Below are 13,571 nucleotides of genomic sequence, written 5' to 3' on the forward strand. Positions count from 1 at the left end.
CTTCGTGCAACTGCCATTTCCAGCTACCATCTTCCAACAACTACGATGCCATCCAGCCGCTATCAACACATTTTTACAGGTGATTGTGCATGGTGGCGGGGCGAGTGGCTTATTCGTTAGTTTTTAAGGTAACTGCCCAATGTGTACATTATCACTGGAAGAATTGTGAAAAGTACCATGGCTATGACTAATAGCAGGGACAGTGTGTTTAATGCGATAAAGAGCCGTTTAGATATCGTCTTTCTAAGAGTATGTGAAAGATGAGAGCGCCCTGAACAAACTCCCTTTATGTGAAATAAGTGGGCGAAGATAATAGCTGGCTTAATCATGAGCTAGCGGAGCCAGCTCACTTTCTAGCGCGCCTTATCGGTGAAACTGCTTTTCGCGTTCGGGCTGCCAGTAAATGGCATCGATACGTAGCCGTGTCTCGGTATTGTTAGGTAGTGGCCATTCGATGATATCGCCCACTTTAAGACCGATCAATGCCGCGCCAATGGGCGCCATGACCGAAATGCCATCCGCTACGCTTTCCAGGGAGTGCGGGTAGACGAGGGTTCGAATCATCTTAAGCCCACGGGTGAGGTCGGTGAAGCGAACCTGGCTGTTCATGCTGACTACGTCATCCGGGATCTCCTCGGGGTCGCAGACTTCACCACGCGCTAACTCTTCCTCGAGTAGTTGAGCAACGGCCATGTCTTTATCGGATGCATTGTCGATTAAGCGCTGAAGGCGTTCGGCATCAAGACGATTAATAATAATAGCAGGACGTTGTCCCATGATTACTCTCCTTGGAAAGCAATAAGTTGAAACCAATAAAAAAGCCCTCCCCAATAAAGGAAGGACTGTGTGCTTTTTGCAGTATAAGCGATTTATAAAATAAAGACGATCAGGTCACCCCTTGTTCAATCATGGCGTCAGCTACCTTCCTGAAGCCTGCAATGTTGGCGCCTAGTACCAAATTGGTTTTATCACCAAACTCTTCGGCGGTGTCGGCACACTGGCGGTGAATATTTGCCATAATCTGTTTTAACTTCTGGTCGACTTTTTCCATTGACCACTGCTCCATGCTGCTATTTTGCGCCATCTCTAGCTGGCTGGTGGCGACGCCTCCTGCATTGGCAGCCTTGCCCGGTCCATAGGCAATGTTAGCGTTTAGAAACAGGTCGACGGCCTCTTTTGTAGAGGGCATGTTGGCCCCTTCACTAATACACGTAATGCCATTCGCGAGTAGGCTTTCCGCATCGCTTTCGGTCAACTCATTCTGGGTGGCGCAGGGGAAGGCTGCATCGGCTTGAATGCGCCATGCGGCATGCCCACCCTGGGGGTAATCGCGTGCAGAAATGTAGTGCGCGTCAGGGTGCTCGTGTAAGTAGGCTTCTAACGAGGTGCGCTGCACTTCTTTGAGCTGTTTGAGTAAGCCTAAATCAATACCGTTTTTATCGTGGATAGTGCCACGTGAATCGCTGCAGGTGATCGGCTTAGCACCCAGTGCATATAGCTTCTCAATGGTATAGATGGCTACATTACCCGCGCCGGAAACGAGGCAGGTCTTGTCGCGCAGCTCTTCTCCACGGGCAGCCAGCATGTTTTGCGCAAAGTAGACCGCGCCGTAACCGGTGGCTTCTTTGCGGCCAAGCGAGCCTCCCCAATTAAGCCCTTTGCCGGTTAGCACGCCTTCATAGTGGCCGGTGAGTCGCTTGTACTGACCAAAGAGATAGCCAATTTCACGCGTACCGACGCCAATATCACCAGCGGGCACATCGCAGTGCGGGCCAATATGGCGGTAGAGCTCGCTCATAAACGCCTGGCAAAAGCGCATGATCTCGTTATCCGATTTTCCTTTCGGGTCAAAATCGGCACCGCCTTTCCCGCCGCCGATTGGCAAACCGGTTAACGCATTTTTGAAAATTTGCTCAAAGCCGAGAAATTTGATGGTGCCCGAGGTAACGCTGGGGKGAAAACGTAAGCCGCCCTTGTAAGGGCCAAGGGCAGAGTTGAACTGAACGCGATAGCCTTTGTTGACCCGCACTTTCCCAGCATCATCTACCCAGCTTATCCGGAACATGATTTGTCGTTCGGGCTCGACTATTCGCTCAATAATGCTGTGGTCATGATAGTAATCACTCTGCTCGAGTAGCGGGCGCAGGCATTCGAGCACTTCTTCAGTGGCTTGATAAAATTCTGATTGTGCAGGGCTGCTTTTATTAAGTCGTGTCAGCGTATCGTGAACGTAGGGCATCGGAGTATTTCATCATGGTTATTCAACAGAGTAGTGGCTGGCCAGAGCGTTAGAATATTTAACTGGCAGCACGCTGCTGTGCATAGCCTATGCCGGTTCGGTATGGGCAAAGAGAGTGGGGAATTTAGACTAAAGTATGCGTCAGAGTCATTCGTTGCGCGTATTTTTCAAAACTCAGTAAACGATGGATAAACGTTTTTGAAGTGGTTGAGGTTTCTTTATCGCGCCGAGAGGCGCTGCCAGCCGAAAACCTGTCACGCTGATCTTTTGCGGTGGCCTGCTGTTGGAAAGAGTTATCAAAGGCAGCGTAGTTACTTTTTCATGAGTGTAATTTAACCAAGCAGGAGTCCTTTATCGATCGCGATAAACTCGCTGGCCTCATTGATGAGTGACGCTGCAGTAAGCTGGGGGACACCATAAACCTCGACTCTTTTTCCATGCTTAACACGGATTTTTTTGACCAGCAGATCAAAGTCGCCGTCGCCGGATACAAGCACAATAACGTCTGCCTGTTCTGCGTACTCCATGGCGTCGAGCGCAATGCCCACGTCCCAATCGCCTTTTGCGGAGCCATCCGCGCGCTGAATAAAAGGCTTTAGCTTTACTTCAAAACCAATCGCTCTGAGGATGTTTTGGAACTCTCGCTGCTTTTGGTCGCCTCTATCAATGGCGTAGCAAATTGCTTTCACCACGTTTCTATTAGCGGTGGCTTGGGCCCAGAACTTGTTGTAATCAAAGTTGCGGCGATACGACGCTTTAACTGTGTAATAGACATTTTGGATATCGACAAATATCGCGACGCTCGTCATAAAAAAGTAACCTTTTCCCCGTTAGTGATCAGGTTAAACGGTTTGAGTGGATAAATGTATCTACTTGCCATGAGTATTATCGCGACAGCAACCCCGATAACTTGCCGAACAACGCCGTAAAGCGCCCCCTCCGTATCCAATGTCGACACCGAGGTGTGCAGATAGCCATCGGGACAACTAGGCTGTCAGGGGATTTTCTTTTATGTAACACGCGGCCGAGGAGTCGTCAGTATGAGAACCTTGTCGAACATGGGGTTTGCCATCTTCGGTGCCGCGCTGGTCGCGATTAGTTACGGGCTGGCGCGCTTTGCGTTTGGTCTGTTTGTGCCCTCCATCAGCGCCGAGCTGGCGCTCACACCGTACCTCATTGGTATCATCGGGGCACTGCCATTTATTAGTTTCGTGCTGGCCACACTGGTTGCACCGCTTGCCGCTGATCGGCTCGGTGCGCGTAATCTGGCGATGCTTTCGGGTGGTTTTGGGGTGGGTGGTCTGGGGCTGATCAGTCAGGCGTCAGGCCCACTTGCACTGGGTGTTGGGGTGTTTATCTGCGGTATCTGCACCGGTTTGATGATGCCCGCACTCACCGCCGCGATGCAGGCGCTGGTGAGCCGGACGATGCACGGGCGTGTCAGTTCCATTATGAACGCAGGCACCAGCGTGGGGATTATCGTGGCGGTGCCCACGGTGGTATTTCTGGCCGACGCTTGGCGCCTGACCTACACGATCTTTGCCGTTCTGACCGGCCTGGGGGTGGCGGCGGCATGGTATTTCATCCCTTCAGTGTCACGGGTGATTCCCGCTAACGCGGCACCGCCGGCGCCCATCACCCGGTTGCAGTGGTCGCGGCTCATTCGGCTTACGTTATTCGCCTTCGCCATGGGCTTTGTGTCTGCCCCGTACTGGCTTTTCGCCCCCGACCTGGCGGTTACCCTTGGTGCGCTGCCCGCTAACCAAACCGGTTGGCTGTGGTTTGCGGTGGGTATCGCTGGGCTCGGCGGTGCCGTGGTGAGTGATTTAGCCGACCGCAATAACCCACCGATTACCCAGGCATTGATGCTGATGATGCTGTCTTCAAGCTTGGCATTGCTGGCCGCTAGCCCCAGTCAGTTACCGCTGGCCATGTTTTCCGCGATGGTCTTTGGGCTTGCCTATATGAGCTTAACGGGACTGTATCTGATGACGGGTATCCGGCTATTGCCGGGGCGGCTATCAATGGGGCCAGTACTGCCGTTTATGGCCTGTGCGCTTGGGCAGGCGGTGGGCTCTCCGGTGGTGGGTATATTGGTTGATGCCGTTGGCTATGCGGAGGCGTTTTCGATCTTCTCCGTGGTGGGCATCCTGGTTGCGGTGCTATCGCCCATCTATCCAGGCCATATTGATTACTGGGCAGACTGGACAGACGAAACGGTAGAAGAAGCACAAGAAGAGCAGCCGATAGTTGAAGATACTGGCCTTCAGGCAGCCTATGACCACCAATTGCTGGATGAAAATGGTGAACCCATTGAAGCCGAGCCCATTGAGCCTGAGGAAGAAGAGAAAGATACGCCTTGAGTGTCTTGTTGTTGGTCGCATTTAAAAGAATAGCGAGCGGTTTCGGCTGCTCCATGTGTCGTCGAAAAAGACAGTATTGGAAAGTTTTGTACAACAGATGGTAGCTTTTGTATGAGTTTTTGGTTTTTAATGTGATTATATATTTACCTATGCGAACCATCGCCGTTCCAAGATAAAAGGTGCTCTAACCTATGACTTCCACTAGCTCGCCATTGGGGCAACCAGAAGCGCTATCGTCCGCTCTTTTCCCCCGCACTGTGTATCTGGCTGGAAACGACCCTGAAGCGACGCGCAGAGAGATTGAGGTCTGCTTCACCGCCACCTTTGATCGCTATGAGTCACTGTTCACTACGCTGGCAAGCGAAGAAGCCTATGTTCGCAAGCCCATTGCCCTCAGGCATCCGCTGATTTTCTACCTGGGGCATACCGCGACGTTTTTCGTCAACAAGCTGGTGTTGGCAAAGCTATTGCCTGCGAGGATAGACCCCAACATGGAGTCTATTTTCGCCGTAGGCGTTGATGAAATGAGTTGGGATGATCTCAACGAAGCTCACTACTCGTGGCCGTCGGTCAGTGAGGTGATGGAGTACCGCGCGAAGGTACGGGCGGCGGTGCTCAATGTGATCCGTGAATTGCCAATTTCGCTGCCCATCGGTTGGGACAGCCCGTTCTGGCCCGTCATCATGGGCATCGAGCACGAGCGCATTCATCTTGAAACGTCGTCTGTTCTGATTCGTCAGCAGTCGCTTGAACTGGTGACGCCACAGCCTGCCTGGGCGCCTATTCGCACCACTGGCGAGCCACCGGAGAATTCACTGATCACGGTGCCGCAAGGCGAGGTGGTTCTAGGAAAATCTTTTGACGATCCTTGGTACGGCTGGGACAACGAGTACGGCCACCATCGCGCCGATGTGGAAGAGTTTAAAGCCAGCCAGTTTCTGGTCAGTAACAGCGAGTTTCTCGAATTCGTCGAAGCCGGTGGTTACTTAACCGATGCCTTTTGGTCGGAAGAGGGTTTGGGATGGCGCAAGTTTGCCAAGGCGACCCATCCCACCTTCTGGGTGTGGAAGAACGAATGGTTCCTGCGCTTAATGACCGAAGAGGTAGAAATGCCCTGGGATTGGCCGGTTGAGGTCAATTTTCACGAGGCCAAAGCCTTCTGTAACTGGAAAAGCCAGCAGACGGGCCAGCCCGTGCGCATGCCAACGGAAGACGAGTGGCATCGCCTAGCGGCAGAGGCGGGTATCTCTGAACTTGACAGTGACCAGCCGGCCAACGCCAACCTGCACTTGGATCACGGCGCCTCTTCTTGCCCGGTAACGCGCTTCCAGCACGGCCAGTGGTTCGATGTGGTGGGCAACGTTTGGCAATGGGTGGAGACACCGACCTACCCGTTCCCAGGCTTTGATGTGCATCCGCTCTATGATGACTTCACCACACCGACCTTCGACAATCAGCATAACCTGATCAAGGGAGGCTCCTGGATATCCTGCGGCAACGAAACCCGCCTCAGCGCTCGCTATGCGTTTCGGCGCCACTTCTTCCAGCATGCAGGTTTCCGTTACGTGGTATCGGATGCGGAGGTCAAGTTGCCCAGCGCCTATTACGAAAGCGATGCACGCATGGCGGAGTACGCGGAATTTCATTACGGCGATGAGTGGTTTGGGGTTGCCAACTTCCCGCAGGCCTTGGCCAACACGGCGCTAGCCGCCATGGCCGGTCGTCAGAAGAAACGCGCTCTGGATCTTGGCTGCGCCAGCGGGCGCGGCAGCTTTGAGCTGGCCCGCGAGTTTGAGCACGTCGATGGCGTGGACTTTTCGGCCAACTTTATCCGTCAGGGCGTGGAAATGGCGGAGCAGAAAGTGCTGCGTTATACCCGTACCGAAGAAGGCGAGCTGGTTAGCTACCAGGAACGCACCCTGGCCAGTATGGGCCTGGAAGAGGCGGCCGATCGCGTTAGCTTCCATCAAGGCGATGCGTGCAACCTCAAGCCGCAGTTCAGCGATTACGATTTGGTATTGGCCGCCAACCTGATCGATAGGCTGTATAAGCCCTCACAGTTCCTGCAAACCATTCATCAGCGCATCAATACCGGTGGCATCCTGATGATAGCGTCGCCGTATACCTGGCTGGAAGAGTATACGCCGATGGAGGAGTGGATCGGTGGGTTCAAGAAAAATGGCGAAAACTACAGCACGCTGGATGGCTTGAAGGAGCTGCTTGAGCCCCACTTCAAGATGATCAGCGATCCCGAAAAAGTGCCCTTTGTGATCCGCGAGACCATGCACAAATACCAGCATAGCCTCTCGGAAGTCACGCTGTGGGAGCGTCGCTCTTAACGAGGTGTTCAACGCTGGTGTTTAAAAGCTAGCTTTGCAAAGTAAGGCCCTCAATAGCCCGGTTAATCGACGCGTGTTCGGTTAGCCGGGCAAATAGGCTGCCCGCCTCCTCCCCATTGATTAAACCTAGCAATACGCCCATTACGGCACCTCTATGCACGCTATCGCCGCCAACCTCTGCGTTAATCTGTAAAGCCCTCAAAGGTTCTTGGTGGTGTTTGCAGGCAAGGTATAACACCGCAGGCCACGCGTCGGTAATGTAGCAAGCGGTGGATAGCTCCCTGCCTATTACCTCTCGTTCGGGGCGATTGCTCTCCACCAGCTTCGTTAAGTCCCGACGGGATAAGCCGCGGGTTGCCTTCAGCAGCAGTTCCTGCACATGGGTATCGTCATCGCGGAATATTAGCGCGTCGATCAGCTCAACGTAGGCATCGCAAACATCCGCTAGAAAGTTGTCCGGATGGGTCAAGGCCAGGTGGTTGCGGCAAAGCTTGCGGGTATCGGCCAGCGAAGAGCCTCTTAAGCGTTCGCCAATTGCCAACGGGGCAATAGTGATCAGGCCGCCAATGGAAGGCGTGTCGTGGGTAACGGCGCCGCATTTGTGAGGCGGCTGGCCTTTTTCAAGATTAGCGAAAAAGCCGCGATGGTAAGACTCTGCGTAGGTATCCGGATGGGACGGTATCTCTGCGGTCATTAGGCGGATATAGGCTCGCAGGAAGGTGTCGCGGTCATAGTGTTTATCAGGCGCGTCCATCGTTTGCATCAGGGTTAACGCACAATAGGCGTTAAGGGTGTTATCCCCTGGCTTCATGCCTTGGTGGTAATGAACGTTGGAGCGATTCCAGTACGATTGTTTTCCCTTAAGAATGACATCACCGATGATCTCGCTCTGCGATTGACTACCTGCACGCTTTCGCCCACCGCCACTGGTGGAGTGCATGGACATAATCGACGACGGATGATACTCAGGCGGCGCTTCAAACGTGGTGATCCCGCTTGGAAATGCACGGTCGATATCGTGAACGTTGTAGAACCAATGCACGGGCATCGCCAGTGAATCACCAATAAACAGGTTTCTAAGCGCGGCAATAGCTCTTGATGACACGTTATCTGTCATGGATCTGATCCCTATCGGTTTGTTTTGCCATCTTATGGGTAATTTTCAGGTTAGCGAACTGTTGGCAATAAACGCTTAACCAAAAAGGAAGGTAGAGGTATGTCATCACGACTGCGTAACCGTCATGTTTGGTTTGGGCTTCTGATTGGTGCTCTTGGGTTGGTGTATATAGCGAGTATGTCTAAAAGTGGATTGGCAGAACTGCCTCATGTGCTGGCGGCACTTACCGTGCTAATTCCGCTGACCATGTTCGGAGTAGTGCTACGAAGCCCCTGGCCGGCGGCAGCGGCGCTGATCATTTTGGTTTTTATCAATATAACGCTGAGTTAGAGCCACCCCTAAGCCCGCTAAACAAATAACAACATCAGAAAAATGAGCGTTATCAAATGCCATTTTTTTATGGGGCTGATATATATTATTAAAGAACCATGTTCATCTCGGCGTAGGGTTACGTACATGAATGCCCAGGAACAGGATCGACTGTTCGCGCTCCGCCAGCTAAATCTGCTGGATACCTCCCCAAGTGAGAGTTTTGATCGAATAACACGGATGGCTAGCCAGCTATTCGGTTTGCCGATCGCAGCCGTATCGCTCACCGACGAGAACCGGCAGTGGTTCAAGTCCAGAGTTGGGGTCGATCATTGGGAGATTCCCCGTGAAATGGCTCCCTGCGGGGAGGTCTGCGATGCTGCGGAAATCCTGGTCATTCCCGACCTGCTCGCCTCGGACTGCTACCGAAATAGCTACCTGGCAAAGTCAGGTATCCGTTTTTATGCGGGTGCACCGTTGGTCACGCGAGAAGGCCATACCCTGGGCGCGATGTGCGTGCTAGACACCCAGCCAAACGAGCTCTCTGAGCAGGAGCAAACAATGCTCCGTGATCTAGCCGCCATGGTCATGGCGCAGATTGAGCTGCAGCACGCTTTTGGCAGGGTCGACCCGTTAACTGGCCTTCCTAACCGAAACCAGTTTGCTGAAGACCTACAGGATATGCAGCGCGATTCGCCACACGAGTGGAGAGTCGTGCTGTTGACCGAGGTGGTCGATGTCAGTGAGATAAGTGCGCTTCATCGTACCCTGGGCCCCGCTTACCTTGATGGGCTAGTAAGGGTTTCCGCCCGCTGTTTGCAACAAGCCATCGGTTCGGGAATGAAAATTTACCATCTGGGTGGCTGCCAGTTCGTGCATCTGGTGAACCACGCTAGCGATGCGCACTTGCTCCAGGAGGCGCTGCGGCTTCGTCAGGCGCTGCTCGCGCTTGAATCTGCCCGCGCAGTGCCGGTATTGGTTCGCCCCACCGTGGGTATCGCACCATTTTGTTTAGGTAAGAGCGCGGTTGTGGATATTTTACGAAGTGCCTATGCCGCTTGCCTGGATGCTCGCCAAGCGAGAAAAGGGGCGGGGCTCTTTTCCTCGGAGCTGGATGCCGATTACCAGCGGCGTTATATGCTGCTGAACGACATTGGCCGGGCGCTGGAAAACGAGGATGAGCTTTACCTGGTCTTCCAACCGCGTGTCCGCCTTGATAGCGGCGAGTGTTCGGGAGCAGAAGCGTTGTTGCGCTGGCGCCATCCACTCTTGGGGGACTTATCGCCAGACGAGTTTATCCCATTGATCGAACATACGCCGATGGCTAAGCCATTCACCCAATGGGTGTTGCGGCATACCGTTAGTCAGGCAGCAGCGTGGCATCGGCAAGGCGAGATACTGCAGATTTCGGTCAATGTGTCGGCGACCAATCTTGAGGAAGAGCATTTTGCCCTACAGCTACTGGGTGAGATGGCGCACATGGCACTACCGAGAGCCAACCTGGAGGTGGAGCTGACTGAAAGCGCGCTGGTTGGCCAGGGAGACGTTGCGACTGACCAGCTTAAAGCGCTGATAACCGCCGGGGTGAGGATCGCCATTGATGATTTCGGTACCGGCTACAGCAGCCTCTCCTACCTGCACGAGATTCCCGCCCATACCGTGAAGATTGACCGTCGTTTCATCACCCATCTAGACGGTGATGAGCGTGCCGCGACGCTGGTCAACTCGATGATTTCAATGGCCCATGATCTGGGCTACCGCGTGGTGGCCGAAGGGGTAGAGAGCGATGCTGTTTACCGCCGCCTCGTTCAGTTGGGTTGCGACGAAGCCCAGGGGTATCTTATCGCCAGGCCGCTATCGCCAGCGGCGTTTGAAAAGTGGCTGCATCCGGGGTAGGTCGATAATGCGTAACCAGCCGGTCACTGGATGGTGTCGTGGTTCTACTCAAATAAGCATTGATGGCTTAAACAGTTCCGTACGGTCGATGGATTGACCCGACAGCATAAACTCTCCCATACCCCGGTAGTGCAGCGATTCTTCCTCATCTGCCGAAGGCGCGGTGTGGGCTTTAACGACCTCAAAAATAAACAGGTTGTAGCGTTCAATCATGGTGTCATCGTGCAAGCGGCACTCGAAAGACGCATAGCACTCCTCTACCCGTGGCGCTCCTACCTTTTCTGACTTGCCTGGGGTTAGCTCAAACGCTTTGAACTTGTCGACCTCGCTTCCTGAACAGTTACCGATACCCACGACCTTATCGACAAGTGATGCCGAAGGAATATTGATCACGCATTCACCGCTGTTGCACACCAGCGCATGGGAGTGATTCCCGGCATCAATAACACAGCCTAGGAGCGAGGGGGAGAACGCCATGACCATGTGCCACCCCATGGTCATGATGTTGGTTTGTTGTTGCCATTGTGATGACACCAGCACAATCGGGCCAGGTTCAAGAAAGTGCCTGACATTGGAGACAGGAAAATCCTTCTTCGCTATCGGGTGTGGCATAAATAATCTCCGATTAGATTAGTTAGGCAGTCGGGCGGCGCATTAAGGTCATCAGCACACCAGCGCCAATCAAACTACCGGCACCGCAGCGGTGTAGCAGGCGGCGAAACCTGGCGGTCATCAGTTGTCGGCTAGTGGTCGACAACAGTGTGTAGCCGAGATCTGAGATGACACCTATCACAAGAAACGTAGCAAACAGAATCGCCAACTGGGGCGCCAGAGGTTGGGTTTGGTTAATAAACTGCGGCATGAATGCCATGAAGAACAGAATGCTTTTGGGGTTTAAGAGTGTCACCCAAAAGGCCTTTGCAGTGCCCTGCTTAACGCTGGCGCCAGCGGCTTCCAGATCATTCAATTGGCCAGATTCACGCCACATCTTGATGCCTAGGTAAAGTAGATAGATGACTCCAAGCCACTTAACAAGCATGAATAGCTCAGCCGACGCCATCAACAGGGCACCTACGCCTGCAAACGAAAGAGACATAGCCACCAAGTCGCCCAAGAAAAAGCCGGGTAGCATCGCCAGAGCGGCCCTGCGACCTTGATTGATGCCGGTCATGACCAGCAGGGCAACAGCGGGGCCGGGGGACGCGATGACCAAAAACGAAGCCAACACAAACGATAGCCAAAGCTCAATCGACATAGCGTTAATCTTCCTGTTGTTGAATTATTAACTAAATCTCGCCATATAGTTGTAAGCCCTGAAGTGCCGCGTGGCAATTCTATCCGCTGATTGACTGCGCCATACATTGAATGCTTCGCTGTTTATACTGGAGCATCTTGGGGTGACGCACCCGCTGAAGGCTACCCAAAGCTCAGGACTCTTTAGCAGGCCGTATGGAGGTTATTTACCTTCATCCACTGGCCGAGCAGCTCATGGCCCAAGCCTCTTGGATCGAACCGGAGCTGCGCTTTTCTCACTACCGCGGTAAAGATCAAGTTGAGGTGGATCTCATCATTGAGCGTGGGCAGGCGCTTTGGGGGGCGAAGTTAAGCGCTCTGCCACCGTGCAGGCCAAGGAGGCCGCAGGGCTTGCTCGACTCGCCGATCAAGCGGGCGAGCAGTTTCGAGGTGGCATGTTGATTTATACCGGGCGCCACTGTGTAAAGCTGAAAGTACCCGGTTGCTTTGCTGTGCCTATCAGCATGTTGTGGGGGGAGTAGAGCAAATAGCTTGTCGTGTTGCATAACAGATTCAGATTTTTATTAAAAACCATATCAGTTGCTTTGGCATCTGGGTTGGAATAGCGGGTTAACAGAGGGTTAATAACCTGCCCAAGGTTTCCATGCCGCGTTCGCTGCGTGGCGTCCAGGGGTGGCCGTAGCTTAGCCGCACACAGTGGCGAAATTGTTGGGTGGCTGAAAAAATCGGGCCTGGCGCTATGCTAACGCCGTGGTCGAGCGCGGTATTAAATAGCCGCAGCGAATCCACTTCCTCCGGAAACTCTACCCATAGAAAATAGCCGCCCGCGGGGCGGGTGATGCGGGTGTTGGCAGGAAAGTAGCGATCCGCCGCCGCCAGCATACTGGCTTGCTGGGCTTCTAAGGCGTGGCGGAGTTTGCGCAAATGGCGATCATAACCGCCGTGCTGCAAGTAATCGGCAATCGCCGCCTGAGCGGGTACGGAGGGCGAGATGGTGGTCATCAGTTTTAGCCGCGAGATGGCCTGGGCATAGCGGCCGCCCGCTACCCAGCCCACCCGGTAGCCCGGTGCTAGGCACTTTGAGAAGGAGCTGCAGTGGATGATCAAGCCCTCGTCATCAAAGGTTTTTACGGGTGCGGGTGGGGTGCTGCCAAAGTACAGCTCGGCATATACATCATCCTCTAGCATGGGTACCTGGTGCTGTTTTAACAGCTGATAAAGGGCTTGTTTGCGCTCTTTGCTCAGGCTGGCGCCGATGGGGTTTTGCAGATGGCTCATAAACCAGCAGGCTTTGATCGGCAGTGTTTCCAGCCGCTCTTCCAGCACTTCTAGGTCGATCCCCTCCCGTGGGTGAACCGGAATCTCCACCGCGCGAAGCTTTAACCGCTCAAGCACTTGCAGGCTGGCATAAAACGCTGGTGACTCAATCGCTACCAGGTCGCCCGGCTGGGTAACACACTGCAGGGCTAGGTTAAGTCCCTCCATTGCACCATTGGTAATCACCAGCTCTTCCATCGGCAGTTGAATGCCACCCAGCATGTAGCGCAGCGCAATCTGCCGGCACAGGTCGATATGCCCGGTGGTCATGTCGGCTACCACCTGTTGAGGCGAAAGTGCGCGCAATCCCCGTGTCATGCTGGTGGCCAAGCGAGAAAGCGGAAACAGCTCAGGACTAGGAAAGGCCGATCCAAAGGGCACCGTTCGGTCATCCTGAAGCGAGCCAAGCACCGAGAATACCAACTCGCTGACTTCTACCTCCGCCGGGTCAGTGGGCTGCAGTGGCACGCGCGGTTCGTCCAGCAAGCGCCGGGCGTGTTCACGAACAAAATACCCTGAGCGCGCCCGTGCAGTGATAAGTCCTTGGTTTTCCAGTAAGTAGTAAGCCTGAAACACCGTGGAAGGGCTAATGCCATGATGACGGCTAGCCTGACGCACCGAAGGAATACGCTCCCCTGGGCCAAGCACGCCCTGGCGAATCAGCGTGGCTATTTCATCGGCAAATTGTTCGTAGCGTTTCATGGCATAAACCGTCGGTGCGTAGGGTGATAAACAGC

General features: G+C 53.9%; 12 protein-coding genes. 5 read left to right on the top strand and 7 right to left on the bottom strand.

From position 1 onward, the window contains the following. Window positions 1-363: 363 nt before the first annotated feature. From rnk to HALO_RS02300, 3 genes are all read right to left on the bottom strand, one after another. Window positions 364-777 (bottom strand): nucleoside diphosphate kinase regulator, encoded by a 414-nt coding sequence (rnk, locus tag HALO_RS02290; protein WP_035581445.1) that lies wholly within the window; start codon window positions 775-777, stop codon window positions 364-366. 109 nt (window positions 778-886) lie between these two features. Continuing rightward, window positions 887-2,239, bottom strand: a complete 1,353-nt coding sequence (gene gdhA / locus HALO_RS02295) for an NADP-specific glutamate dehydrogenase (RefSeq protein ID WP_050712973.1) — start codon at window positions 2,237-2,239, stop codon at window positions 887-889. Between the two features lie 332 nt (window positions 2,240-2,571). Then, a complete protein-coding gene (locus HALO_RS02300) occupies window positions 2,572-3,048 on the bottom strand; it encodes a LabA-like NYN domain-containing protein (protein WP_035581441.1) in 477 nt (158 codons plus the stop codon). Window positions 3,049-3,279: 231 nt separating this feature from the next. Here HALO_RS02300 and HALO_RS02305 point away from each other — a divergent pair, with 231 nt between their 5' ends. Together HALO_RS02305 and ovoA are read left to right on the top strand one after the other, a co-directional pair. Then, window positions 3,280-4,602 (top strand): MFS transporter, encoded by a 1,323-nt coding sequence (locus HALO_RS02305; RefSeq protein ID WP_035581439.1) that lies wholly within the window; start codon window positions 3,280-3,282, stop codon window positions 4,600-4,602. Window positions 4,603-4,793: 191 nt separating this feature from the next. After that, window positions 4,794-6,941: a 5-histidylcysteine sulfoxide synthase gene (gene ovoA, locus HALO_RS02310; protein WP_035581437.1), complete on the top strand. Its 2,148-nt coding sequence runs from the start codon at window positions 4,794-4,796 to the stop codon at window positions 6,939-6,941. A 28-nt stretch (window positions 6,942-6,969) separates the two neighbouring features. On the opposite strand, the gene HALO_RS02315 is transcribed toward ovoA, so the two are convergent. Continuing rightward, window positions 6,970-8,058, bottom strand: coding sequence for an ADP-ribosylglycohydrolase family protein (locus HALO_RS02315; RefSeq protein WP_035581435.1), 1,089 nt, complete (start codon window positions 8,056-8,058; stop codon window positions 6,970-6,972). Between the two features lie 99 nt (window positions 8,059-8,157). Here HALO_RS02315 and HALO_RS02320 point away from each other — a divergent pair, with 99 nt between their 5' ends. Next, window positions 8,158-8,388 carry a hypothetical protein gene (locus tag HALO_RS02320; protein ID WP_035581433.1) on the top strand — a complete coding sequence of 77 codons (231 nt, stop codon included), beginning with the start codon at window positions 8,158-8,160 and terminating at the stop codon, window positions 8,386-8,388. A gap of 126 nt (window positions 8,389-8,514) precedes the next feature. Next, window positions 8,515-10,263, top strand: coding sequence for a sensor domain-containing phosphodiesterase (locus HALO_RS02325; RefSeq protein ID WP_035581431.1), 1,749 nt, complete (start codon window positions 8,515-8,517; stop codon window positions 10,261-10,263). Between the two features lie 48 nt (window positions 10,264-10,311). Here HALO_RS02325 and HALO_RS02330 read toward each other — a convergent pair whose 3' ends face one another. Together HALO_RS02330 and HALO_RS02335 are read right to left on the bottom strand one after the other, a co-directional pair. Then, complete coding sequence (locus HALO_RS02330; RefSeq protein WP_035581429.1) at window positions 10,312-10,875, bottom strand: flavin reductase family protein; 564 nt, start codon at window positions 10,873-10,875, stop codon at window positions 10,312-10,314. 22 nt (window positions 10,876-10,897) lie between these two features. After that, a complete protein-coding gene (locus HALO_RS02335; protein ID WP_035581427.1) occupies window positions 10,898-11,518 on the bottom strand; it encodes a LysE family translocator in 621 nt (206 codons plus the stop codon). A 194-nt stretch (window positions 11,519-11,712) separates the two neighbouring features. Between HALO_RS02335 and HALO_RS02340 the strand changes: the two genes are divergently transcribed. Continuing rightward, a complete protein-coding gene (locus HALO_RS02340) occupies window positions 11,713-11,958 on the top strand; it encodes a hypothetical protein (RefSeq protein WP_035581425.1) in 246 nt (81 codons plus the stop codon). A 168-nt stretch (window positions 11,959-12,126) separates the two neighbouring features. On the opposite strand, the gene mapR is transcribed toward HALO_RS02340, so the two are convergent. Continuing rightward, entirely contained in the window at window positions 12,127-13,536 is a 1,410-nt protein-coding gene (gene mapR, locus HALO_RS02345) for a GntR family transcriptional regulator MpaR (protein ID WP_035581422.1), read from the bottom strand. Window positions 13,537-13,571 lie beyond the last annotated feature (35 nt).

This window comes from Halomonas sp. R57-5 (genome assembly GCF_900070345.1).
GTDB lineage: Bacteria > Pseudomonadota > Gammaproteobacteria > Pseudomonadales > Halomonadaceae > Vreelandella > Vreelandella ventosae_B.

Coding starts and splice junctions, on each gene's coding strand:
- ovoA (WP_035581437.1), top strand. CDS start 4,794: ATGACTTCCACTAGCTCGCCATTGGGGCAACCAGAAGCGCTATCGTCC.
- HALO_RS02300 (WP_035581441.1), bottom strand. CDS start 3,048: ATGACGAGCGTCGCGATATTTGTCGATATCCAAAATGTCTATTACACA.
- rnk (WP_035581445.1), bottom strand. CDS start 777: ATGGGACAACGTCCTGCTATTATTATTAATCGTCTTGATGCCGAACGC.
- HALO_RS02325 (WP_035581431.1), top strand. CDS start 8,515: ATGAATGCCCAGGAACAGGATCGACTGTTCGCGCTCCGCCAGCTAAAT.
- HALO_RS02330 (WP_035581429.1), bottom strand. CDS start 10,875: ATGCCACACCCGATAGCGAAGAAGGATTTTCCTGTCTCCAATGTCAGG.
- mapR (WP_035581422.1), bottom strand. CDS start 13,536: ATGAAACGCTACGAACAATTTGCCGATGAAATAGCCACGCTGATTCGC.
- HALO_RS02315 (WP_035581435.1), bottom strand. CDS start 8,058: ATGACAGATAACGTGTCATCAAGAGCTATTGCCGCGCTTAGAAACCTG.
- HALO_RS02335 (WP_035581427.1), bottom strand. CDS start 11,518: ATGTCGATTGAGCTTTGGCTATCGTTTGTGTTGGCTTCGTTTTTGGTC.
- HALO_RS02320 (WP_035581433.1), top strand. CDS start 8,158: ATGTCATCACGACTGCGTAACCGTCATGTTTGGTTTGGGCTTCTGATT.
- HALO_RS02340 (WP_035581425.1), top strand. CDS start 11,713: ATGGAGGTTATTTACCTTCATCCACTGGCCGAGCAGCTCATGGCCCAA.
- HALO_RS02305 (WP_035581439.1), top strand. CDS start 3,280: ATGAGAACCTTGTCGAACATGGGGTTTGCCATCTTCGGTGCCGCGCTG.